21 protein-coding genes and 1 pseudogene are annotated in these 22,340 nt (G+C 71.5%); 18 read left to right on the top strand and 4 right to left on the bottom strand.

Annotated elements, in window-relative coordinates; translation table 11 throughout:
* Positions 1-2: 2 nt before the first annotated feature.
* Together LWC33_RS29000 and LWC33_RS28995 are read right to left on the bottom strand one after the other, a co-directional pair.
* Positions 3-212 (bottom strand): heavy-metal-associated domain-containing protein, encoded by a 210-nt coding sequence (locus tag LWC33_RS29000; protein WP_233307875.1) that lies wholly within the window; start codon positions 210-212, stop codon positions 3-5.
* 188 nt (positions 213-400) lie between these two features.
* On the bottom strand, positions 401-682 hold the full coding sequence (locus tag LWC33_RS28995) for a metal-sensitive transcriptional regulator (protein WP_233307874.1): 282 nt from the start codon (positions 680-682) through the stop codon (positions 401-403).
* Positions 683-998: 316 nt separating this feature from the next.
* On the opposite strand from LWC33_RS28995, the gene LWC33_RS28990 reads away from it, so the two are divergent.
* The 8 genes from LWC33_RS28990 to LWC33_RS28955 all read left to right on the top strand — a co-directional run bounded on the left by LWC33_RS28990 (position 999) and on the right by LWC33_RS28955 (position 9,440).
* A complete protein-coding gene (locus LWC33_RS28990) occupies positions 999-1,349 on the top strand; it encodes an NADH-quinone oxidoreductase subunit A (RefSeq protein ID WP_233307873.1) in 351 nt (116 codons plus the stop codon).
* Complete coding sequence (locus LWC33_RS28985) at positions 1,340-2,701, top strand: hypothetical protein (protein WP_233307872.1); 1,362 nt, start codon at positions 1,340-1,342, stop codon at positions 2,699-2,701. The genes LWC33_RS28990 and LWC33_RS28985 overlap by 10 nt, the downstream gene beginning before the upstream one ends.
* A gap of 4 nt (positions 2,702-2,705) precedes the next feature.
* A complete protein-coding gene (locus LWC33_RS28980) occupies positions 2,706-3,650 on the top strand; it encodes a complex I subunit 1 family protein (protein WP_233307871.1) in 945 nt (314 codons plus the stop codon).
* A complete protein-coding gene (locus LWC33_RS28975; protein ID WP_233307870.1) occupies positions 3,651-4,208 on the top strand; it encodes an NADH-quinone oxidoreductase subunit J in 558 nt (185 codons plus the stop codon). It begins immediately after the preceding gene.
* The gene (locus tag LWC33_RS28970; RefSeq protein ID WP_233307869.1) at positions 4,205-4,510 is read left to right on the top strand and encodes an NADH-quinone oxidoreductase subunit NuoK; all 306 of its coding nucleotides are present in this window, start codon (positions 4,205-4,207) and stop codon (positions 4,508-4,510) included. Before LWC33_RS28975 ends, LWC33_RS28970 begins: the two co-directional genes overlap by 4 nt.
* An 8-nt stretch (positions 4,511-4,518) precedes the next feature.
* The gene (locus tag LWC33_RS28965) at positions 4,519-6,369 is read left to right on the top strand and encodes a proton-conducting transporter transmembrane domain-containing protein (RefSeq protein WP_233307868.1); all 1,851 of its coding nucleotides are present in this window, start codon (positions 4,519-4,521) and stop codon (positions 6,367-6,369) included.
* Between the two features lie 13 nt (positions 6,370-6,382).
* Positions 6,383-7,903 carry a complex I subunit 4 family protein gene (locus LWC33_RS28960; protein WP_233307867.1) on the top strand — a complete coding sequence of 507 codons (1,521 nt, stop codon included), beginning with the start codon at positions 6,383-6,385 and terminating at the stop codon, positions 7,901-7,903.
* A gap of 82 nt (positions 7,904-7,985) precedes the next feature.
* A complete protein-coding gene (locus LWC33_RS28955; protein ID WP_233307866.1) occupies positions 7,986-9,440 on the top strand; it encodes an NADH-quinone oxidoreductase subunit N in 1,455 nt (484 codons plus the stop codon).
* A 168-nt stretch (positions 9,441-9,608) separates the two neighbouring features.
* Here the strand turns inward: LWC33_RS28955 and LWC33_RS28950 are convergent, their stop codons facing one another.
* Positions 9,609-9,956, bottom strand: a complete 348-nt coding sequence (locus tag LWC33_RS28950) for a hypothetical protein (RefSeq protein ID WP_233307865.1) — start codon at positions 9,954-9,956, stop codon at positions 9,609-9,611.
* Positions 9,957-10,099: 143 nt separating this feature from the next.
* Here LWC33_RS28950 and LWC33_RS28945 point away from each other — a divergent pair, with 143 nt between their 5' ends.
* The 5 genes and pseudogenes from LWC33_RS28945 (at position 10,100) to LWC33_RS28930 (ending at position 16,615) form a co-directional block, all read left to right on the top strand.
* The gene (locus LWC33_RS28945; protein ID WP_233307864.1) at positions 10,100-11,167 is read left to right on the top strand and encodes a YncE family protein; all 1,068 of its coding nucleotides are present in this window, start codon (positions 10,100-10,102) and stop codon (positions 11,165-11,167) included.
* A 123-nt stretch (positions 11,168-11,290) separates the two neighbouring features.
* Positions 11,291-11,515, top strand: a pseudogene (locus LWC33_RS36645) (multicopper oxidase domain-containing protein); the annotation flags it as partial.
* A 213-nt stretch (positions 11,516-11,728) separates the two neighbouring features.
* Positions 11,729-12,490 (top strand): hypothetical protein, encoded by a 762-nt coding sequence (locus LWC33_RS28940; RefSeq protein WP_233307863.1) that lies wholly within the window; start codon positions 11,729-11,731, stop codon positions 12,488-12,490.
* Between the two features lie 761 nt (positions 12,491-13,251).
* Positions 13,252-13,629, top strand: coding sequence for a DUF6616 family protein (locus LWC33_RS28935; protein ID WP_233307862.1), 378 nt, complete (start codon positions 13,252-13,254; stop codon positions 13,627-13,629).
* A gap of 283 nt (positions 13,630-13,912) precedes the next feature.
* A complete protein-coding gene (locus tag LWC33_RS28930; protein ID WP_233307861.1) occupies positions 13,913-16,615 on the top strand; it encodes a helix-turn-helix transcriptional regulator in 2,703 nt (900 codons plus the stop codon).
* Positions 16,616-16,822: 207 nt separating this feature from the next.
* Here LWC33_RS28930 and LWC33_RS28925 read toward each other — a convergent pair whose 3' ends face one another.
* Positions 16,823-17,350: a hypothetical protein gene (locus LWC33_RS28925; RefSeq protein ID WP_233307860.1), complete on the bottom strand. Its 528-nt coding sequence runs from the start codon at positions 17,348-17,350 to the stop codon at positions 16,823-16,825.
* A 261-nt stretch (positions 17,351-17,611) separates the two neighbouring features.
* Here LWC33_RS28925 and LWC33_RS36295 point away from each other — a divergent pair, with 261 nt between their 5' ends.
* The 5 genes from LWC33_RS36295 (at position 17,612) to LWC33_RS28900 (ending at position 22,041) form a co-directional block, all read left to right on the top strand.
* Positions 17,612-20,341, top strand: coding sequence for a winged helix-turn-helix domain-containing protein (locus tag LWC33_RS36295; protein ID WP_233307859.1), 2,730 nt, complete (start codon positions 17,612-17,614; stop codon positions 20,339-20,341).
* A gap of 108 nt (positions 20,342-20,449) precedes the next feature.
* Complete coding sequence (locus tag LWC33_RS28915; protein ID WP_233307858.1) at positions 20,450-20,674, top strand: DUF8691 family protein; 225 nt, start codon at positions 20,450-20,452, stop codon at positions 20,672-20,674.
* A 136-nt stretch (positions 20,675-20,810) separates the two neighbouring features.
* On the top strand, positions 20,811-21,053 hold the full coding sequence (locus LWC33_RS28910) for a hypothetical protein (protein WP_233307857.1): 243 nt from the start codon (positions 20,811-20,813) through the stop codon (positions 21,051-21,053).
* A 223-nt stretch (positions 21,054-21,276) separates the two neighbouring features.
* Positions 21,277-21,672, top strand: coding sequence for a hypothetical protein (locus tag LWC33_RS28905; RefSeq protein ID WP_233307856.1), 396 nt, complete (start codon positions 21,277-21,279; stop codon positions 21,670-21,672).
* Between the two features lie 165 nt (positions 21,673-21,837).
* Entirely contained in the window at positions 21,838-22,041 is a 204-nt protein-coding gene (locus tag LWC33_RS28900; RefSeq protein WP_233307855.1) for a DUF8691 family protein, read from the top strand.
* Positions 22,042-22,340 lie beyond the last annotated feature (299 nt).

Raw genomic sequence — 22,340 nt, 5'->3', positions numbered from 1 at the left:
GGCTACGACGCCGCGAGCTGGTAGCCGGCCTCCTCGACCGCGGCGCGCACGTCGGCCGGGTCGAGCGGGGAGTCGCTGTCCACGCTGACGGCGCCGGTGCCGAGATCGACCGCGACCGAGCGCACGCCGTGCAGCTCGCCGAGCTCCTCGGTCACCGACGCGACGCAGTGCGCGCAGGTCATCCCGCTGACGGTGTAGGTGGTGGTGCTCATTGCGACGGGTTCCTTTCCTGCCGGGCTGTGTCGCGACCCGGCCGTGCTGTGGAGGCTGGGGGTTCCGGAGGTGGGCAGCACGAACCAGGCAGCCGACGAACTCGCCGCTGTCGGGCGATCGGACTACCCCTGTCAGAGGCTGCGGCGAAAGCCCTGCCGAGGAATGGGCGGCCGATCCTTCGCCTGTGTCAGGACCTGACCAGGCGCGCGATCGCGGCGCTCGCCTCGGCCACCTTCTGATCGGCCACCGTGCCGCCCTCGGCGACGGCGTCGGTCACGCAGTGCTTGAGGTGCTCGTCGAGCAGGTTCAACGCCACGGCCTCGAGGGCCTTGTTCACCGCGGAGATCTGTGTCAAGACGTCGATGCAGTACTTGTCCGACTCGATCATCCTGGTGATGCCCCTGACCTGGCCCTCGATCCGGCGCATCCGCTTGAGGTGCGAATCCTTGGTGTCGGCGTAGCCGTTCATAGCGCCTCCTCGCTCACGACGCCGCCGAACATACCCTAGGGGGGTACCGTAATCAAGTGATGGCCCGACCAGGCTGCTCGTGGCCCACCGCGCGACGGACGCGGGGTCGGCATGGGCCGAGCCGGCGGCCCGCCACTCCCGTACTCCTGCCACCTGCACCGACAGGCGGTTGATTCGCGCTGAACCGGGAAAGAATCCGGGCGAGCACCTCGCCCTGTCTCGCAGGATGGCCGCGATGGACAAGTGGGGCCGGATGCCCCACCATGCCCATCCGGGGTAGGGGTATCAGCGGTCGCGGGGTGTCGGAGGTGTGACAGTGAGCCAGTTCGTGCCGGTGCTGATCGCCCTCGGGGTGGCGCTCGTGCTCGTCGCCGCGCTCTACGCGCTCTCGGCGGTCACCGCGACGGGCCGGCCGGTGTCGGAAGTCGCTCCGTTCGCGGGCGGTCTGCCTCCGACCCACCACGCCTTCTCCCGGTTCCACGTGCGCTGGTACCCGGTGACTATGGTGTTCCTGGCCTTCGACATGGAGATGATCTTCATGTATCCCTGGACACTGGTGGTGTCCCGGGTCGGGCCCTCCGCGGTGATCGAGATGTTCCTCTTCCTCGGCATCCTGCTCGCCGGAGTCGTCTACGCGTGGCGCGAGGGTGCTCTGCGATGGACCTGAGAGCATGGTTGCGGCGCTACGCCGCTCGACGACCGCACGTTCTGATCGTCGCCACCCGCAACGGGGCGGCCGTCCGCCTGGCCGTCGAGGCAGAGCTCGCGCGACGCGACTGGCCGATCGCCACCACTCCGGCCGACACGGACGTGCTGCTCGTCGCCGGGATCCCGGGCCCCGAGCTCGCCACCATGATCGAGGCCGTCTGGGAGACCGTTCCTCTGCCTCGCGCCTACGCCACCGTCGACGCGCCTGACGCCGTCGAGAGGAAGCTGCGCCGAGCTTCCGCCGACCTCGCGGCGGGGCGCCCGTCCACCGGCCCGGCCCCGAGCGCGGCCACCTCGCTCCCGGAACCGCTCGAGGACGGACAGGGCGACAAGCCTCAGCAGCCCGATGAGGATCCCGACGAGCAGCACGGCGAGCACGGCGAGCACGACCAGCACGGCGAGCACGACCAGCACGGCGAGCACGACCAGCACGGCGGACGCGACGAGATGGAGATGCCCGGCGGCCTGCCGATGGCCGATCTCGGCGACGATCGGGACGGTCTGATGCTCGATCAGCTGCCCGTGGCGTTGGGGCCGGTCCTGCCGGACTGGCCTGCAGGGCTGGTGCTCGAGGTGGCCCTGCAGGGCGACGTCGTGCAGCAGGCCCGCGCCAGGCTCGTCGACGATCCACTCGGCGAGCCCTTCTGGCCGCCCGGCACCTCCGCCGCCCTGGATCACGGCGATTCCCCGGGCGCCCTGCGCCGGGCCGTGGCTCAGGAGCTGGACGCCGTGGCCCGCTTCCTCGCGGTGGCGGGCTGGTCGGCGCCCGCGGCGCGGGCCCGCCGGCTGCGCGACCGGCAGCTCGCCGGTGATCCGCTCGAGCCGATCTGCGCCTCGATCGAGGCGCTGGTACGGCAGGTCCGCCGGTCGCGGACCCTGCGCCGGATGCTGCGCGGCCTCCCGCACGTGCCCGTGCTGTTCGCCCTACGCCTCGACGCTCTCGAGCACGCCGCCGCGGCACTGCACGAGCCCGCCGCGGGCACCGTCACCCCTGCCGCGGCACCGTCGGCCATGCGGCCCGGACGCTCACCACGGCACGAGCGGACCCGGGTGGACCTGGCCGAGGTGGAACGCATGCTGGTCGGCGCCGAGCTCGCCGCGGCACGCCTGCTCGTTGCGGCGGCCGACCCCGTCACGGAGGGCGGCATCGCCGGCAGTGCCGGCGACGCGCACGCCATGGCCCTCGGCGGGAACCGGGCGGCCCGGGACGGGACGTCGGGCTCGGGCCGCGAACGGGAGGGTGGCGAGCACGCGATGGATCCCGGCAGCGAGTCAGGCACGGGACACGGCAGGGGGCACGGCCGTGGATGACCCGGTGACAGTACCGCCCCCGACTGCGGCGCTGGCGTGGTGGTGGGCGCTGCTGTTGCCCTTGGTGTTGATCGTGGTGGCCTGGTCGGCGGCGGCCGTGGACGCGGCGGTGGAGGCAAGAGCGGCGGGCCGGCCCGGCGGGCTCACCGTGCCGGCGCACGAGGTGACGCGACTGCTGGTCGGGCAGCGCCGCCGGACGCTGGCGGCCGACCCGGTGCTGTGGCGCGCCGGGGCCGTGGTGTTGCCGGTGGCGGCGGTACTGGCCGCGGTGGTGATCCCGCTCGGCACGCGTCCGGTCGCGGACCTCGGGGTCGGGGTCGTGTGGTTCAACGCCATGGAGGTCTTGGCGTGGGCCGCGGTGTGGATGGCCGGGTGGGGCCCGAACAGCGTGCTGTCACTGGTCGGTGGATACCGGTTCGTGGCTCAGGGGCTGGCCTACGAGCTGCCACACATGTTCGCGATCATCACTGCCGCGCTCGGCGCGCAGAGTTTGCGGGTCGGCGACATCATCGCCGCGCAGCAGGACCTGTGGTTCGTGGTGATCATGCCGGTGGCGTTCGTGGTCTTCCTGGTCTCGGCAGCCGCGATGGCGTTCTGGGGGCCGTTCGACGCCCCGGTCGCCGGTGATCTCGCCGGGGGAGCGGCCTCGGAGCTGTCCGGCGTGGACCGTCTGCTCTTCCTCGGCGGCCGGTGGCTGCTGCTGACAGCGGCGGCGGCGATGGCCGTGCCGCTGTTCCTCGGCGGCGGCGCCGGCCCGCTGCTGCCGGCATGGGCGTGGGTGCTGGTCAAGACCCTCCTGGTCCTCGCCGTGCTGGTGTGGGCGCGCCGCCGGTTCCCCACCATCCGGATGGACCGCTGGAGCGAGATCTCCTGGATGGTGCTCGTGCCTCTGACGGTGGCCCAAGCGCTGGTGGTGTCGATCGTCGTGCTCGCGCAGGGAGGCCTCTGAATGGTCGTGACCTTCTGGGTGCTCGCCCTCGCCGCGGTGGTGTTCGGGTTCGGGGTGTTCCGGCTGAACTCGATGGCGCAGGTGACCTTTTCCCTCCTGGCCTCGTTCCTGGCCGTGGCCGGGCTCGTGCTCCTGCTCGGACTGGGCTACCTGGGGGTGGTCATCGTGCTGATGATGGTCATCGAGATGGTGATCATGGCCATCTTCATGATCATGTACATGATGAACCCGGCGGGGCTGATGCCCATGGCGATGTATCACAACAAGCCGGGCGCGATGACGATCTCGGTGGGCACGTTCGTGCTGCTCGCCACGGGGATCCTGCTCGTCGACTGGCCGCAGCGCACCGGCGCCCCGGCCCCGGATCCGACCTTCGCGCTCGGCCGGGCGCTGATGGGTGAGCAGATGCTGACCATGATGACCCTCGGGATCACGCTGTTCGCCACGATCGTCGCGACGGTGGTGCTCTCGACGGGGCGCGGCCGCTACGACCGGCTCGGCGACGACCTCGACGCGCGCAGCGCCGACGACCCACTAGGAGGAGGTGTCGGCCGGTGACGATCGAGCTGTTCCTGCTGGCCGCGGCCGGGCTGTTCGCGATCGGGCTGTACGGGGCGCTGTCCCAGCAGTCGATCGTCATGCTGATGATGGGGCTGGAGCTGATGCTCAACGGCGTCATCCTCGCCGCGGCCGCGTTCTGGTACTTCCTCGCGCCGGCCGGCACCGAGGGCCAGGTCCTCATCGTCGTCGTGGTCACCGCGATGGCCGTCGAGATGGCCGCGGGGTTCGCCGTGGCCACCGCGATCTACCGGGCCCGCCAGGTCGACATGACCGACGGCGCGGCGGACCTCAAGGGCTGAGGCCGCTCGTGCTGCTGTGGTGGCTGATCGGCGTTCCGCTGCTGGTCGGGGTGGTGCTCGCGCTGACCGGGCGGCGGGTCGATCCGCTCGCGGCCGCCCTCGGCGTCGGCGTGTCGGTGGTCGTGCTGGTCCTCGCCGTGGCCGCCGTGCTCATCCGGCCGGTCACCGACACGACCCTGTTCGCGGGCGTCCGGGCCGGCTTCGCCGTCGACGGCCTCTCCGCGGTGCTGGTCGTCACCGTCGCCGTGGTGCTGGTCGCGGTGCTGGTCTTCGCCGCGGGCGAGCCAGACCTGCGAACCGGCCGATTCGCCGGGCTGATGCTGGTCTTCGCCGCGGCGATGCTCGCGACGGTGACGGCGACGGGCCTGGCGCCGCTGCTGATGGCGTGGGAGGTCATGGGCGCCGCGAGCTGGGCCCTGATCGGCTACCACTACCGCGACCCGGCGGCGGTGCGCGGCGCACACACCGCGTTCCTCACCACCCGCACCGCCGACCTGGGGCTCTACCTCGCGGCCGGCGCCGCGCTCGCCGGCGGGGTCGGTTCCCTGCGGTTGGACACGCTGCCCACCGCCACGGCGGGCTGGCGGGAGCTGCTGGTGGCCGGGGTGGTGGTCGCGGCGCTGGGCAAGTCCGCCCAGCTGCCGTTCAGCTTCTGGCTCTCCGGGGCGATGCGCGGGCCCAGTCCGGTGTCGGCGCTGCTGCACTCGGCGACCATGGTCGCCGCCGGCGCCTACCTGCTGCTGCGGCTGAACCCGCTTCTCGGGTCGGTCGGCTGGGCCGGCCCCCTGGTGGCCTGGATCGGGGCGGCGACCGCGCTCGGGATGGGGCTGGCCGCGGTGGCCCAGCGCGACCTCAAGCAGCTACTGGCCGCCTCGACCTGTGCGCAGATCGGCTACATGATCCTCGCCGCCGGGGTCGGCGGCACCGGGGCCGGGGTCCTGCAACTGGTCGCCCATGCCGCTACGAAGAGCCTGCTGTTCCTGGCCGCGGGGGCATGGCTGACCGCGCTGGGCACCAAGCAGCTCGGCGGGCTCGCCGGGTCGGCCCGCCGGTTCCCGCTCCTCGGAGCGGTGTTCACGGTCGGGGCGCTCTCACTGGCCGGGATTCCGCCGCTCTCGCTGTGGGTCGCCAAGGACACCGTCCTCGCCGCCACCCTTGCCGCACCGGCGCCCAGTGCGGTCGCGCTGTACGTCGTCGGGCTGGCCGGGGCCGCGGTGGCCGCGGTGTACAGCGTGATGGCGCTGTGGTTCGTGTGGCGACCCGCGCCCCCCGCCCCGCAGCCGCAGGCACTCGACGAGCTCGAGCAGGAGCCGACCGGGGAGGTGCCGGCCCTGACCGGTCCGCCGTTGGTCGTGCTGGCGGTCGGAGCGGCGGGCCTCGGGGTCCTCCCGCTCCTCGGCCACGGCCTCCTCCGCCCCGAGCCCGCGCCGCAGTGGTGGGAGCTGGTCGTGTCCGCGGCCGTGGCGGTGTCCACCGCCGCGTGGGGCTGGCGCGCCGCGATCCGGCTCCCCGAACCCGGGCTGCTGCACCGTTGGTGGGATCTGGAACGGGCCGCCCGGCTGCTGGTGGTCCGCCCCGTACGCCGGCTGGCCGAGGAACTGGCCAGGTTCGACGACCGCGTCCTCGACCGCGGTGTCGACGCCACCGCCCGGGCCACGGTCGGGGTGGCGCGGCTGCTCGACCGCCGTGGCGAGACCGCCGTCGACGGCATCGTGCGCGGTGTCGCCGACGGCGCTCGCGCGCTGGGCCGGTGGGCGCGACGCCCGCAGACCGGGCAACTGCACCAGTACTACGCCCAGGCCTCCGTCGGGTTCGTGGTGCTGGCCGTGCTGACCGTCGTCGTCATCGTCGTGTCCTGAAGGAGGACCAGCGGTGCTGTCGTTGATCGTGTTCCTGCCCGCCGCGGTGGCGGTGGTGTTGGCCCCGTTGCCCGCGCGGCTGCCGGGCCACGTGTTCGTCGGGGCGTGGATCGCGGCCGCGCTGGCCGATCTCGCCCTGATCGTCACCGCTTGGGTACGGCTCCCCGCCGCGGGCGTCGGGCCGGGCGGCTTCGCGTTCGAGGTGCGCCTGCCGTGGATCCCGTCGGTCGGGATCTCCTACCACCTCGGTGTCGACGGGCTGTCGCTGCCGCTGCTGGCCATGACCGCCGTGCTGTTCCTGGCGTGCGGGGTCTTCGCGCTGCGCGAAACCCGCCGCGTCAAGCCCTTCGTGTTGTTCTTCCTGGCCCTGCAGACCGTCAGCCTGGGGCTGTTCGCCGCGCTGGACCTGATCTTGTTCTTCCTGTTCTTCGACCTGTCGATCGTGTTCATGTACTTCGTGATCGCCGGGTGGGGGCACGCCGAGCGGGCCCGGTCCGCGGCGCTGAAGTTCTTCCTCTACACCTTCCTCGGCTCCCTGGCCTTGCTGCTCGGGTTCATCCTGCTGTTCCTCGCCGCCACGCCACACACGTTCGACATCGTCGAGCTCGCCGCCGCGAACCCGCTCGCCGCCGGCGGCCCCTACGCCGCGCTCACGCTGCTGGCGATCGGCGTCGGACTGGCCGTGAAGACCCCGACCGTGCCGTTCCACACGTGGCTGCCGCCCGCGCACACCGAAGCCCCCGCCACGGGCTCGGCGATCCTGGCCGGAGTGCTGCTCAAGATGGGCACCTACGGCTTCGTCCGCATCGCGATGCCCCTGCTCCCGACGAGCTGGCGCCAGTACGCCCTGGTCGTGCTCGTCGTCGGGGCCGTGTCCGTCGTCTACGGCGCGCTCGTCGCGCTCGCCCAGGCCAACCTCAAGCGCATGGTCGCGTACACCTCGATCAACCACATGGGCTACGTGCTGGTCGGGATCGGCGCCGCCGGACTCGTCGCCGCCGGCGACGCCCAGGCCCGCACGCTGGCCACCACCGGCGCGCTGGTGCAGATGGTCTCCCACGGCCTGATCACGGGGGCGCTGTTCCTGCTCGCCGGCGTCCTGTACGACCGCGGCCGCACCTACGAGCTCGACAGCTACTCCGGGCTGGCCGCCCGCACCCCGCGCTTCGCCGCGCTTTTCGCCGTCGCCGCCTTCGCCTCACTCGGGCTGCCCGGCTTCTCCGGCTTCATCGCCGAGTTCCAGATCTTCACCGGCTCGCTGCCCGCCGCACCGATCCCGGTCGCGATCGCGGTCACCGGGATCCTCGTGACCGCCGCCTTGTTCCTGGTGGCGCTGCAGCGGCTGTTCCTCGGACCGCTTCGTCTGCCGGACGCCCCCGGCACGCCCCGCGCGTTCACCGACCTGCGCGCCGCCGAGCTCGTCGCGATCGCACCGCTGCTGGCCCTCGCCACGCTGATCGGGCTCGCCCCCCGGTTCCTGCTCGAGCTCGTCGAGCCCGCCGCGGCCGCAGTCAACACCCTGGTCGCCCGATGACGCACCCGCCGGCTGACGGCCCGCAGACGAGCGCGGCCGCGATCAGGCCCAATGCGCGGCCGAAGGTGCCGGAGGTCGCGCCATGGAGATGATGAACGAGGACCCGGGCGCGCTCATCCCCGAGCTCGCCCTGCTCGGCGCCGCTGTGCTCGGCCTCCTCGCCGGATCCTGGCTGCCACGGCGGCGTCAATGGCTGATCGCCGCCCTCGCGGGGTTGGCCTTCGTGGCTGGGATCGTCGCCACTGCTCTGGCTTATACCCGGCCGGCGGAGACCGTGTTCGGCTCCTACGCGATCGACCCGACGACCAACGCCACGCGGCTGATCGTGCTGGTCGCGACCCTGCTCGCCGTCGGCGCCTCGGTCGACGCCGCCCGCGGGCAACGTCGTGAGACCGAGTACTGGGTGCTGCTGCTGCTCGGGGCACTCGGGTCCGTCCTGATGGCCGGCGCGACCGACCTGCTGCTGCTGTTCGCGGCGTTCCTGCTGGCCAGCATCCCCCTCTACGCCCTCGTCGGCTGGTCGGCGACGTCGACCGGAACCGAGGGCGCGATGAAGTACTACCTCTCCGGCGCGTTCGCCGGCGTCACCATGATCACCGGGGTCACGCTGCTCAACGCCGCCGGCCGCGGCACCGCCTACGTCCCCCTCCGCGAGAACCTCACCGCGGCCGCCGCGGGCGGCCGGTCGATGCCGGCGCTGGCCGCGGTCGGGCTGGTTGCCGTGCTGGCCGGGCTGGCGTTCAAAGCGGGCGCGGTGCCCGCGCAGTTCTGGGTGCCCGACGTGAGCGACGGCGCACCCGCGCCGGTCGCCGGGATCGTCACCACCATCCCGAAGATCGGCGCGCTCGTCGCCGTCTACCGGTTACTCACCCAGGCCATCCCCGAGCACGCCATCGACTGGCCGCTGATCGTGGCCATCCTCGCCGCGGCATCCATGAGCCTTGGCAACCTGGCCGCGTTCCTCCAGACCTCCGTGCAGCGCCTGCTCGGCTACTCCGCGATCTCCCAGGTCGGCTACGTCCTCATGGCCGCCGCCGTCGCCGCCCGCACCCCGCAGGCCGGGCCGGCGCTGCTGCTCTACCTCGCCGCCTACGCGATCACCAACCTCGGCGCCTTCGCCGTCGCCGCAGCCGTGACCACCCCAGAGGGGCCTGCTCGTACCGTCAACGACTACCGCGGCCTCGCCCGCCGGCGGCCCGTGCTGGCCGGTGCGCTCGTTGTCTGTCTGCTCGGTCTGGTCGGCACCCCGCCCACCGCGGTGTTCCTCGGCAAGCTCGCCGTCTTCACCGCCGCCGTCGACGGCGGGATGGCCTGGCTGACCGTCCTCGCCATCGTCAACACCGTGGCCAGCCTGTTCTACTACCTGCGATGGATCGCGCCGCTGTTCACAACACCGGCGCCCACTGCCGGTCCCTCCGAGAACCATGGCCTCAGGCGCCGCTGGGCCTCCGGCGTCGCGGTCGTCGCCGCCCTCACCACCCTGATCATCGGAGTGGGCGCTCAAGCACTGTTGGGGCTGCTCACCACCGTGCCCTGAGCCGCGTTGCCGGGCCGCCACTGCGCCGGCCGGCGCTCAGCGACACCACAGACCACATCGGGTGTGAGCTATGTGGCGTTGGCAGGGCGCGAAACGGCCGCGCGCCGGACTGGGCATCAGTGTGGGGACCCGTCGGGGTCGTGGGCGGCTTGCGCGCCCCTGTGGGGGTCAGATGGTCACGACGTTGACGACGAGCGCGACGAGGGTGGCCAGCGCGCGAGCCTGCCGGTAGCGGCCCGCATCGGCGAATGGCCGTAAGTCCATGTACAGGCTGAGCACCACGAAGGTCAGCACCGGGGCGGCCCAGTCGTTCGCCGAGAACCCGGGCAGGCCGTCGTCGTTGAGCTGGGGCATGTTCGCCGAGAATCGCCAAAGCAGCACCGCCAGGCCCGACAGCACAGCTACCGCGACCACGTCGAGCCAAGCGCCGCTCGGGAGCCGCCAGATCGCGACGGCGAACGCCAACAACGCGGTGATTCCCGCGGTGAGTGCTATATGACCGACACTGAAGATCACGGGATCGCTCCCTTCCGCTGGACCGGCCGCCGGCGGCCTCCAGGCCACAGCATGCGCAGGGGGCGAGCACACCCGGGCCCCACGGTGTTGGCCGTAGCGTTGGGGAAGCATGTCAGGGTCTGGCCGACGACGGGGACGGGTCGATGGCATCGCTCGAACCGGACCGCACGACACCGCGGAGTTCACGCCGCGGTCGCCGGTGGCTGCTGGTCGTCGGTGCGCTGGTCGTTGCGGTGGCGGTGGCGGTCGCCGTCCTCGACCTGACCTCGTCGCCAGCGGCCCCGATGTCGCCGCTGCCCCTGCGGCCGGCCGGTGAGACGGCACTGCCGGGCGACAGCTCACGTTTCGACTACGCGAGCCTGGACGCAGACCGCGGCCTGTTGTTCATCGCCCACCTCGGGGCCAGCGAGGTCATCGAGTTCGACACGAACGCTCATCGCGTGGTACGCACGATTCCAAACTTGTCGCAGGTCCACGGCGTCCTCGTCGTGCCGACACAGCACCGGGTGTACGCCACAGCGACCGGGGCCAACCAGATGGTCACCCTGAACGAGGACACGGGCGAGGTCCTCGCCCGGGCCCCGACCGGCGAGTACCCCGATGGTCTGGCCTACGACCCACGGCGTGACACGATCTGGACCACCAACGAGACCGGCGGCTCCGAGACGATCATCAACGCGACGAGCGGACAGGTACGCGGCACCATCGCGCTCGGGGGCGAGGTCGGCAACGTTGCCTATGACTACGACAGTGACCGGATGCTGGTTGCTGTTCAGGGCATGAACGACCTCGTTGCGATCACCCCCGACACGCTCAAGGTCACGAGGCAGCTGTCGCTCCCGGGCTGCGAACACGATCATGGCCTGGCTGTCGACCCCGACGCCCAGCTCGCCTTCGTGGCGTGCGACGGCAACGCCGTCCTGCTCACGGTGGACATGCGTACGTGGCAGGTCCTCGGTACCAGTCCCGTAGGCAAGGATCCCGACGTCGTCGCCTACGACCGGAACGCGCACCGGCTCTACGTTGCTGCGGAAAGCGGCACCCTCGCCGTCCTCGATCTGGCCGGTCGCCAGTTGACCCTCGTTGGCTTGGACCACGTGGCGGATGGGGCCCACATCGTGGCCGTCGACCCGAACACGCACCACAGCTACTACCCGATTCCCGTCGGCTCGGACGGCCGACCCGCGCTTCTCGAACGAGTACCGGTCTGACAGCACGAGACGAGCGCCCTACGCCGCCGATACGTCGGCGAGGTCAGAGGGTCGTGAGCAGCTGCTGCACGCTGACCAACCACCTGGACCAGCCCACCAACCTGCACACCCACGAACACCGGCCCGCTCGCCCACCCCTTCCACCTGCACGTCTGGCCCTTTACCGCCGTCACGGTCAGTAACGGCCGCCCCACCACCGGCATCCCCAGGACGTGGTGCTCGTGCCCGCCAGCGGTTGGGTTGCGGCTGCGCGTCCCCTTCACCAGCCACACCGGCCGCAGCGTCGACCACTGCCACATCCTCGACCACGAAGACGTCGGCATGATGGCGACGATTGTCGTCCGCTAAGCCCCTCGGTGAGAGCATCCGACGACTCCCACAGCTTCCGCGTGGACCGACAGAGCCGATCGCCACAGCGGCCTGGGCACGAGGACCCTGGGGCCGCATGCGGTCGGGCGGGCAGGGTCGGACGATGCCGAGACGGAGGGGTACGTGCCAGCCGCACGCGCGACGGCGCTGCAGGAACGCCGCTGGCGGGTCTCCGGTACGAGGAGCACGATCGTGAAGAAGGAGGCATTCGATCGCGGCACGGTGGGCTTGGCCGCCACGTTGCTGCTCGCGGGCCAACTCCTCTACATCGTGATCACACAGTTCCACGCCGACGGGGACGCCAACGACCATCCCGCTGTTTTCGCCGAGTACGCCGGCAGTGAGACCTGGACGGCCGTGCACGTCGGCCAGTTCGCCGCTACAGCGATCCTGCTTGCCGGGTTGTTCGTGCTGTTCTCTGTCCTGGACGGCCGGGTGTGGACGACCAGATGGGTTAGCCGCCTCGGCGCCGCCTTGGCGGCGGTGGCGCTGGCCCTATACGGCATCGTGATGGCGGTGGACGGAGTAGCCCTCAAGCAGGCCGTGAACGCGTGGGTGAACGCACCCGATGCGGAAAGGATGGCGCGCTTCGCGAGCGCCGAAGCCATCCGGTGGGTCGAGTGGGGGGCACGGAGCTACCAGGACTTCGCACTGGGCCTCGCCCTGCTGCTGCTCGCCGGCGGGGTCGTACGGACGGGCTGGCTGCCTCGAGTGATCGCCTACCTGACAGGGCTGTCGGGACTGACCTACCTGGTGCAGGGCTGGGTGGCCGGCACGGACGGCTTCACACACGCACATGACGTCACCATCGTGCTCGCCTGGGCTCTGAACCTGGCGTGGATGATCTGGCTGGCCGTGGTGGCCTGGCGGGCCCGAGATGTCGACGCCGTGTCAGCCGCCCCAGACGGCGTGACCGCCGGGACACACGACCCGAAGGATCCTGGCCTGGGGTAGTCCGGACCGAGTGGGGGCGTTCGGCCAGCAGCGAAGAACGGGCGCAGTCAGTTTGAGCTTGGCCCCAGCGCCGGACACCATAGGTGTGGGGTCAGCGATCTTGATCACCCAGGTCCTCAATTCAAGGCTCACGCGCAGCAGGGGTGGCTCAAGAACCGAGAACGCCTCGTATGACAGACGCCGTAGCGGTCGGCTGAGCCGGCTGCTCGTGAGTAACCGTTTGACCTGTACGGAGTGTCGACGTAACGCCAAGGGTACCGTCGAGGCGATCCTGGTCGCAGCCGCAGCTCGTGCGCGTGTGCGCACCCCGTTCGATAAGTCAGCGAGTACTCCTCGGGCAGCGCTACGCCGCGGTAGGCGCCGAGCCGGCGCACCAGGTCGGCGGACCTCGGCAAGTACGGCCGACTTTAAGCCGGACAGAAGTACTCCCCGGTTCGGGGCGGACGTTCGAACAATGATCGCCGCCCACCAGTAGCTGCTGTACATCGGCCTGGCGATGCTCAACACTTCGTCGCACGTCTCGGTGGGGGGAGGGGGAGCGCGTAATGGCCGTGCAGTGTCCACGCATCGTCGACTTCGACCCGCCGTCCCCTGACCAGCAACGCCCGACCGAGATCAGCGTGTGACCGTTGCGAGGGATCGAGGTTGGGCTGCTCGTATCAACGGCCTCGCGCAGTTGCGCGTAAGACCGCTAGGCGCCAATTCTGCAGATTCTTTCTGTAGGGCAGCTAACAATTTGGGTGGGCACCAGGAGGGCACCCATGGGCAGTGAAAGCGGCTATATCCTCACCGAGATTTGGAATGCTCGGCCGTCCTGGCATGCGCTTGCTCTAGAGGAGCGACGGCAGTTCTTCCACGAAAGGATTGGTCCGCTCATCATGAGCCTAGTCGAGCAGGGCGCCGAGTTCCTTGGCTGTGCCATAGACGACAACACGGGTCCAGAGAGCATGAGTTGTCGGTACATGGCCATCTGGAAGCTGCCAGAGAAGGCTTTGAGTGAGAGGCTCGAAGCGAGCGCGAAGGAATCAGGTTTCCTTGATTACTTCGAGCAGGTCAATTTCAGTGGCAGGATCATCACGCCGGACGTGATGAACGCCGACATGATCCGGCTCGATGGGGCATCCGCCCCAGCACGCTGACCTACTCGTGATCCGCACGGCTGGAAAACATCGCGGGGACCTCGGCGCCGCCCGTCGAGTGGCGTGTCTTCTCGAGGCGGTGAACGCCGGAATGCCAACGAGACCGGCGGGAGCACGAGCGCAAAGGGCAGCGAACGGGTGTCCGCCTCCGGGAATGACGCCGACTCATCCCGATCCGAGGCACCGTCGACACCTTGCGTGACCGCCCGGGCGCGAGGTGCCGAGGGCGTCCGTGCGACCGATTGGGGTAGGGGTGGCAAGCGTTCCGGAACCGAAGGTAACCGTGCCGCGACTACCGGCCGACACCGTCCGACGGCCCCTGCTGCGCCGTGAGCTCGACAAGATCTGCGATGTCGGGCTCGTCTGCGCACCCGCCGGCTACGGGAAGACCCTGCTGCTCGCGGAGTGGGCCGAGGCCGCACGGCCCGAACGGGACACCGCCTGGGTGCACCTCGACAGCGACGACAACGATCCGCGCCTGTTCTGGAGCGCTGTGCTCGCTGCCCTCGCCCGCTGCCCGGCGATCCCGGCGACCAGCGTCGTCCGGACGGGCCCCGGGGGCCGAGGCTGGGACCTGTCGGCGGCCGGACGGCCCGAGTTCGGAGCCGACGTCGCCGTCGCCCTCGCCGAACTCGACCGTCCCGTTTGTCTGGTGCTCGACGACCTGCAGCAGCTGCACTCACCCGAGGCCCTGCACGACGTCGCGATGCTCCTGCGGAACCGCCCGCGCACGGTTCCCGTCGCACTTGGGTCCAGGACGGACCCACCGATCGGTCTCCAGCGTCTCCGGCCCGAGGGCCGGCTGAGAGAACTCAGGACCGATCGGCTGCGTCTGGACCGCGACGAGGCCGAGGTGCTCCTGCACTCAGCCGGGGTGCGGCTCCGGCCTGACCAGCTCGAACGGCTGTACCGCCAGACCGAGGGATGGCCCGTGGGGCTGAGGTTCGCCGCCACCGCCCTGGGGCCGGCGACCGATGTCGAGGGCTTCCTGTCCAGGTTCTCGGGTGCGGAGCGTGCCGTCGCTGACTATCTGGTCGGTGAAGTCCTCGACGGCCTGCCTCACGCCGCGGTCGACCTACTGCGCCGGACCAGCATCTGCGACGAGATCCCGACGGCACTCGCCGTCGAGCTGTCCGGCCGGGAGGACGCCGGCCATGTTCTCGGCGATCTCGAGTCCCGGAGCGCCCTTGTCCGCCGGCACGGCCGGAGGCCGGGCACCTACCGGCTCCAGCCGCTGGTCCGCAGCCTCCTCCTCGCCGAGCTGCACCAGCGCAGCGCGCATGGTCCCGTCGCACTACACGTCGCTGCGGCCCGCTGGTGGCTCGAAGGGGACCATCCGCTGACGGCGCTGAAGCACGCAGCGCAGGCCGAGGATGCGACACTCCTGGTCGAGGTGATCGCCCGCGCCGCCATCCCTCTGCTGGTCAGGGGGCAGCACAAGCAGTTGCGCCACGCACTGCGGTCGGCGGGCGGCGTCGTCGCCGCCGATCCGTGGCTGTCCCTCGCGGAGGCGCTGGCCGCCGACCAGTCCGGGGACCGCCCGGCAGCGGTCACCGCCGCGCGGCGGGCCCGCCGCCGCTGGCCCACGGATCCCCCTGCTGTCTTGACCGCCCTGGGCACGATCGCGGATCAGCTCTATGGCCTCACTTCCGTCGGGCAGGGCGCCGGACCAGGGGATGAGGACCCGTGTCCGTCCGGGGTGTTGCTGGGCCCCGAGGCGGAGGCGCTCCTCCAGGTCGCCCACTGTGCTGCTCGGCTTCGTGACCGTCGCGTCGACGACGATGTTCGAGGTGTTCGACGCGTTCTTGACGACGTGGTGGCCTCTGCCCGGGACGCAGGTTGGGACCACCTGCTGCTCCAGAGCCACACGACCGCGGCCGCGGCAGCGGCAGCGGACCACGACGTGCGAGCTATGCGCGAGCACGCCACTCACGCCCATGCGCTCGCCACGGCCCGGGGATGGACCACGTCGCCCGCCGCGCTGCGCGCCGTCGTCGTGCTCGCCCACGCCGCGCTCCTCGCCGCCGATCCGGACCAGGCCCTTGGGCTCGTCCGGGAGGCGTTACCGCGGGCGGAGACCGCGGAGCCCCGGCTGCGGTTCGCCCTGCTCGCGGTGTGCGGTGCCGCCGCTACGGACCTCGGTGACCACCGGGGTGGCCTGAGCACGCTCCAGCAGGCACGGGTCGTCCTCGGCGACCACGAGGCCGGCCTGGCCGACCTCGCGCTCGCGGCGACGGCGGAGTTCGACGCCGCCGTCCGCCTCGGTCACCACACCGCTGCGCGCGCTGGGCTGAGCTGGCTCGCCGGGCGCTGTGGCTCGACCGGCGAGATCCTGCTCCTCCGGGCGCGGTCGGACGTCATCGGCGGCCGTACGGAGCAGGCCCGCCTGACCCTGCAACGGCTCGTGGACGGCGCGACGCCGACCGCGCTTCCGTCGACAATCGTGGAAGCCCAGCTCCTGTGCTGCGAACTCGCCGTGCGGGCGGGAGACCGGTTCGCCGCGGGCCGGGCTCTCCGGGACGCGGTCGGGATGGCCGAGGCGCACGATGTGGTACGGCCTTTCGTGCACGTCGGACCGGTGGTGCGGCCGCTGCTGGCGCAGCAGTACGGCAGTCTGGAGGTAGCGCACACGCTGCCGGGGCGTGCCCTCGTGCTCGCGGCCGGGGACTCCGACGGGCTCGACGCCGTGCTCAGCAACCGTGAGCAGGACGTGCTGGAATTGTTGCCCTCGCTGCTGTCCCTCGAGGAGATCGCCGCCGATCTGAGGGTGTCGGTCAACACGGTGAAGACCCACGTCCGGTCGATCTACGCCAAGCTCGGCGTCGGCAGCCGTCGCGACGCCGTCGTCGTCGGCTACGAGCACGGTCTGATGCACCGCACGCTGTCGCCGACGCTGCCCACTCCAACCGCCGGGGCGAGCACGAACCCGCTTGCGCTCCGTCGCGCGGGGTCCGCTCTGCGCGAACTGGCTCCGCTGGCGCGCTGAACGACCGGGGCGCCTGCGTCCGCCCGCGTCCCGTCACTCTGACATGTGCTGCCGCATCCCCGGGTACCGACAGCGTTTCAGGCGCGTTCAGCGACGCCGGACCAGGCGGCGCGCGGTCCGGCGGGAGGAGCGCGTCCACTGCCCCGCGCGGACCTGCTGCCTCGGCGCCACATTCACGTCCTCCCGCTCTGGGTCAGTGCCGCCTCCTCAGATCGTGTCCTCGGACATGGCCACGATCGCCTCGGCCTCCTGCGCCGCGACCAGGCCGACGTCGACCAGGTCCAGGGGGCTCACGAACTCGGAGGCGAGTCGGATGCCGCCGGCCCGGGCGACGGCGTCATGCAGCGGGATGGCCCAGCGGTGCTCGAGCAGGACGAGCGCGGCCGCCGTTCCCTCGGGGATGTCGGCCAGGGCGTCCCAGGCCTCCTCGTCGAGGAGGTCCTCCTCGAGCGGCGTCGATTCGGCGCCGACCGCGGCACCCTCCTCGGCTGTGCGGCCGGTGGCGATCCCGACCAGCGCGCCCACCACGGCGCCGAACTCGGCCCGCTCGGCCGTGTCGACCTGGCTCGCCTTCAGCACGCTGACCTCGCCGCCCACCGCTTTCTGCACCGCGAGGAAGTCGATCACGCGCACCCGGTCGTCCTCACGGAGCCGCTCGAGCTCCGCAAGGATGCCGCCCTGGAAGTCCGGGTGGTCGAAACCGAGCACGAGCATCTGCACCGGACCGATCGTCATCGTCGTCCTCCTCCGTGCGGCTCGCCCTGCACGTCCGGTCGTCCTCCTTGCGCCACGGGTCTCGTGCGGGGCGAGGCACCTGGAAGTGTCTGTCGGCGACGCTCCGGGCCGTTCATCCGTCGTGGGTGGCTTCGACATCCCGACCCCGAAAAGTCGACGCGCTACGTCTTTCGGGGCAACCGAAAGAGCCCCGGATGAGGGCTTTCGCCGCTTCGCACCGTCCCGCCGAGGTGGCACTCTGGACGGTCGGCCGGGTCTGGGGTGCCCCGTGCTGGGCACGCGAACGCGAGAGATTCGCGGACTAGACGACCACGGGCGGGAACGATGGCGCGGCAGCGAGCGGTCAGGATGAGCAGGGCGGGCGGGCGCCGTCCCGAAGCGGCTCGTGCGAGGGTGCGCGTCCCGACCGCCGGCGGTCTCGTACGCCGCCCCCGGCTGCACGACCTGCTCGACGCCTCTCTGGCCGCCCCGGTGATCATTGTGGCCGCGGCCGCAGGGTGGGGCAAGACCGTTCTGCTGAGCTCCTGGGTAGAGGCCGGGGCCGAACGCCGCGTCGCATGGCTGAACCTCGAGACTATCCACGACGCCCCTCAGCCCTTCTGGCGGGCCGTCGCGGTCGCCCTGCGTGACACGGTGGGAGGGCAGACGACCCAGACCCTTCAGGAGGTCGTCGCCGGCGGGGTGGCCACGGAGTACCTGCCGAGCGCTGTCGCCGACGCGGTCCGAAGCGCGCGAAATCCGGTCGTCCTCGTCCTGGACAGCCTGCACGAGATCACCTCGTCCGAGGTGCACCACGGGCTCCTGCGCCTCGTGGAGCGGCCGGTGGCGGGTCTGTCGATCGTCGTCGCCACGCGCAGGGACCCGCCGTGGCCCCTGCAACGGCTGCGCGTGGCCGGGTTGGTTCGCGATGTCCGGGCCGTCGACCTCGCGTTCCGGCACGACGAGGCCGCGGAGTTGTTCGAGCTCCTGGGTTTGGAGCTGACGTCGGGCCAAGTCGAACGGCTCCGCGACCGGACCGAGGGCTGGGCGGCGGGGCTCCGCCTGGCCGCGCTGCACCTGCAGGACCGGGCGGACCTCGACGCCGCGGTCGCCGCGTTCTCGGGCGACGATCACGCCGTCGCGGGATACCTGCTGACCGAGGTGCTCGACCAGCAGGCTCCGGAGCTGATCACCTTCCTGACCGCGGTCAGCGTGGTCGATCTCGTCTGCGCAGATCTCGCCCGGGTCCTGACCGATCGCTCGGACGCCGGTCAGGTGCTGGCCGACCTCGCGGGTGCGCACCTCTTCGTCCGCGAAGTGGACAGGCCGGGCCGCTGGTTCCGGCTGCACCGCCTGGTCCTCGACATCCTCCGGGCGCGGAGCCTGCCCTCCCGGAGGCGCCGCGACCTGCACCGGCGGGCTGCCGAATGGTTCCGCGGGAACGGCATGCCCTTCGAGGCGATCCGTTCCTCGGTGACCGCAGGCCTGTGGCGGCTGGCGGCGGACCTGACGGGCGTGCATGCGCTCGCGCTGGTGATGGGTGGCGACGGCCCGCAGCTCGAACGTGTGCTGGACCAGGTTCCGGCGACCGTGGTGGGAAGTCACCCGGAACTCGCCGCGGGGCTTGCCGGAGCCCGGGTCGCGCAGGGGAACGGGGCCGACGTGCCCCGCCTCCTGGAGGCCGCCCGCATGGTCCGAACGGACGGGCTGCCGAGCCGGCGCAGGGATCGAGCCGAGGTGCTCCGGCTGATGAGTGCCGGTGGATTCGGGAGGTTGGCCGGGGACTGGGGCGCAGTGCGCGACGCCTACCAGCAGGTGCCGCTCGAGCCGGACGCACTCGCGGCACTGGGGATGGCCGGCGGAGAGATCGTGCCGGTGGTCGTGCACAACAATCTCGGGACCGCCGCGTTGTGGACCGGCGACCTCGGCGCCGCCGAACGTCATCTCACGGCTGCCGTCGAGGCTGTGGTGCCCGGCGTGGTCCTGGCCCAGCTGAACGCCGCGTCCTATCGCGCACTACTCCAGGCCGAGCGCGGCGAGCTCGACTCCGCCGAGAGCGAGGCACACAAGGTCCTCGCCACGGCGGCCGCCGCGGGCATGGAGGACACCGCGCAGGTGGCTGCGGCTCACCTGGCGCTGATCGAGGTGGCGCTAGGTCGCGGGGATCTCGAGGCTGCCGACGAGCGGTCGGCACACCTTCCGGCGTTCGAGAACCTCACCGCGGAGCCGCACGTGCGGTTGGTGGTCGCGCTGCTGGTGGCCGAGCGGCTGGCGCTCGCCGGCAAGCACGAGCCCGCCCTCGCGAACCTGCGCGCCCAGCTCGACGCCGAGGCCGATCGGGCTCCGCCCGTCCTACTCGAACGTGCCCGACTCCTGGAGGCCTCGCTGCTCGCGAGAACGGGCGACCCGGAGCGCACCCTCGCCGTTCTCGACGGTCTGGGCACCCCGGCGACACCGGGTGCGCTGCTGAGTGCGGCGGGACTTCGCCTGCGGTTGGGGGACCATCGGATCGCAACAGAGCTCCGTCGCCGCGTTGTCGACCCGTCACCGGTGCGCCTCCGTGTGCAGGTCGGGATCCTCGACGCGCTATTGGCTGGGGCGGTCGCCGATGAGGCGCGCGCCCGGGACCGGCTCGAGGACGCCCTCGTCACTGCCCTGCCGTGCGGGCTCCGGGGTCCGTTCCTCGTCGAGGGCACGGAGGTCCGGCCGATTCTGCAGGCGTGTCTCGAACGGGGCACCGCGACGCCGGAGTTCGCCCTCGACCTCCTCGGGCGCATGGTCGCGAGCCCGCAGGAGGCCGGCGGAGTCAGTGCGCTCGTCGAGCCGCCGACCGAACGGGAACGGACGGTCCTGCAGTACCTCTCCAGCAGTCTCAGCAACGCCGAGATCGCCGCCGAGCTGTACGTGTCCGTCAGCACGGTGAAGACCCATGAGAGAGCCCTCTACCGCAAGCTCGGGGCGACCGGCAGGCGTGACGCGGTACGCCGGGCGCGGCTCCTGGGCCTTCTCTGAGCACGCAGCCAGACTTCGGCCGCACTCATCCGAAGCGGATGGTGTGCGGTTGAGCGCGGGCCGGGACCGTCGACGTCCTCGTCGACCGACCGCCATGAGGAGGTCAGGGTGAGCTGCGAGTACTCGGTGCGCGTGAGGGGACGTCTCAGCCCGGCATTGCTGGCGGCGCTCGATCCCCTTCGCCCGGCCCACCCCACGGAGACGGAGCTGCGCGCGCAGGTCGACGACCAGGCGGAGCTGCAACAGCTGCTGGCCCGGTTGCAGGACCTCGGGATCGAGCTCGTCGGACTCCAGCGCATCCCGGCCGGGCCGCCGCCGGACCTGCGTCGCTGACCGGGTCCTTCTGCCGGGCTCCGCTCCTGAGGGCCGCGACCACCCGTCCGGGATGACCTCGGTCGTCCCTTGTGGCCCGACACTCGACCGCACGGTGGGCGCGGCGGCGCCGCACCGCGGGTCGAGGAGGTGCTGAATGGCACAACCCGCAGGCGATCCCGGCCTCCCGTTCCTGCGGCCAGTGATTCCGGCAGGTAGCCGCCGGAAGTCCGGACGGGCGGCGCCGACCGAGGTCGGTGACCCGGCCGGAGTGCTGCTCGCGATGTTGCGGGCCGAGGTCGAGGCCGCAGTCGACCGCCGTGTGGTCACACGAGGCGAGGCACAGGAGGTGCTCGCCCGCCTGGCGATCGTCGTGGACCAGGCGGTCCACGGGCGCTGAGCACCGGCCGGTACGGCTCACGGAACACCCGGGCGACGGTTCGTCCGCCGCCCCCCGAACAGTGGAGGAGTAAATGGACGCCGTCGACAGCTCCACACGGAGGAGCATCCGCGGAGCGCTCGCGCTCCGCACCGCTGCGGCGGGCCTGCTCGGCCTCGCGGTGCTCGCGGGATGCTCCTCGCCCACTTCGGCTCCGCCTTCCGCCCCGCCTTCACCACCAGCCATGACGTCGGCCCCCGCGTCCGCCACCTACTCACCTCAACTGTGCACCGCTGCTGCTCAGTTCCAGACGGCGGCCAACGCGCTCCTCCAGGTCGACGCGACGAAGGTCGGCACCGAGGGCGTGAAGGCCGCGCTCCAGGACCTTGCGACTGCCGGACAGAACCTGGCCACCGCGGCGGCCGCCCAGTTCGGTCCCCAGGTCGACGCGCTCAAGCAGGCGCTCGCCTCGCTCCAGACCACCGTCGCGGGCATCCAGGACCAGGCAACGCTGTCGGCGAAGCTGGGTGCACTCGCGGGGTCCGTCGCCCAGGTCGAGGCCGCCGCCACCCCGATTGTCGAGAGCGTCCGAGCCGGATGTCCAGGGGTGCCGCCCGTCGCGACCCCACCGCCGTCCTGACCCTGCTACAGGCCGACCTGCCGCGCCGCGCGACCTACGGGTGCTCCGACTGCCCCTGCAGGACCGCGCCGGTTCATTCCCGGGGGATGAGGGCCTCGAGCCTGCCCTGAGGAAGCCTAGTGGCCGGCGGACGAGATGGCGAGGAGAAACCGGAGTCGAAGGCCCATGCACTACGAGTTCCGTGTGGACGGGGTTCTGTCCGACGAGGCGCGCGCGGCCCTCAGCGGCATGAGGATCACCGTGCTCCCACCCCAGACCGTGATCGACGGCGAGGTGCTGGACGACTCGCACCTGCACGGAATCATCGCCCAGCTCGACGCACTCGGGCTCTCCCTGGTCTCGGTCTTGCCGAACCCCGGCGTGGGCTGAGGTCAGCGCGGCTCAGGAGCCTCACACCGCGGAGGTCCACCGCGCCGACACTCGCCCGGACGAGGGGATCCCGCGCCGTGGCTCGTGACGGAAGGTGCATTGACCACTGTCGCCTCCGAGGAGGACCGCGATGTCCGCCGTCGACCGACCCGACAAGTCCGGTCCTGTCGGGGTGGGGTCGCCGAGCGTGCCCACCGCACGAGGGGAAAGCACCTCCGCGCCGGACACGACGATCCCGCTCACGTCCGAGGAGCGGGCGGAGCTGCACCGCCTGCGGACCGAGCTGGCCGCCCTGCGGG

This window comes from Pseudonocardia terrae (assembly GCF_021343995.1).
In the GTDB taxonomy this organism is placed as follows: Bacteria; Actinomycetota; Actinomycetes; order Mycobacteriales; family Pseudonocardiaceae; genus Pseudonocardia; species Pseudonocardia terrae.
Note: the sequence above shows the minus strand (reverse complement) of the source record. Positions and strands in the feature narration are given on the sequence as shown.

What these genes read in the sequence shown, in the direction of transcription:
- LWC33_RS28955 (WP_233307866.1), top strand. Translation starts at nt 7,986, where the DNA reads ATGGAGATGATGAACGAGGACCCGGGCGCGCTCATCCCCGAGCTCGCC.
- LWC33_RS28945 (WP_233307864.1), top strand. Translation starts at nt 10,100, where the DNA reads ATGGCATCGCTCGAACCGGACCGCACGACACCGCGGAGTTCACGCCGC.
- LWC33_RS28900 (WP_233307855.1), top strand. Translation starts at nt 21,838, where the DNA reads ATGCACTACGAGTTCCGTGTGGACGGGGTTCTGTCCGACGAGGCGCGC.
- LWC33_RS28975 (WP_233307870.1), top strand. Translation starts at nt 3,651, where the DNA reads ATGGTCGTGACCTTCTGGGTGCTCGCCCTCGCCGCGGTGGTGTTCGGG.
- LWC33_RS28995 (WP_233307874.1), bottom strand. Translation starts at nt 682, where the DNA reads ATGAACGGCTACGCCGACACCAAGGATTCGCACCTCAAGCGGATGCGC.
- LWC33_RS28925 (WP_233307860.1), bottom strand. Translation starts at nt 17,350, where the DNA reads ATGACGATCGGTCCGGTGCAGATGCTCGTGCTCGGTTTCGACCACCCG.
- LWC33_RS28910 (WP_233307857.1), top strand. Translation starts at nt 20,811, where the DNA reads ATGGCACAACCCGCAGGCGATCCCGGCCTCCCGTTCCTGCGGCCAGTG.
- LWC33_RS28985 (WP_233307872.1), top strand. Translation starts at nt 1,340, where the DNA reads ATGGACCTGAGAGCATGGTTGCGGCGCTACGCCGCTCGACGACCGCAC.
- LWC33_RS29000 (WP_233307875.1), bottom strand. Translation starts at nt 212, where the DNA reads ATGAGCACCACCACCTACACCGTCAGCGGGATGACCTGCGCGCACTGC.
- LWC33_RS28935 (WP_233307862.1), top strand. Translation starts at nt 13,252, where the DNA reads ATGGGCAGTGAAAGCGGCTATATCCTCACCGAGATTTGGAATGCTCGG.
- LWC33_RS28905 (WP_233307856.1), top strand. Translation starts at nt 21,277, where the DNA reads ATGACGTCGGCCCCCGCGTCCGCCACCTACTCACCTCAACTGTGCACC.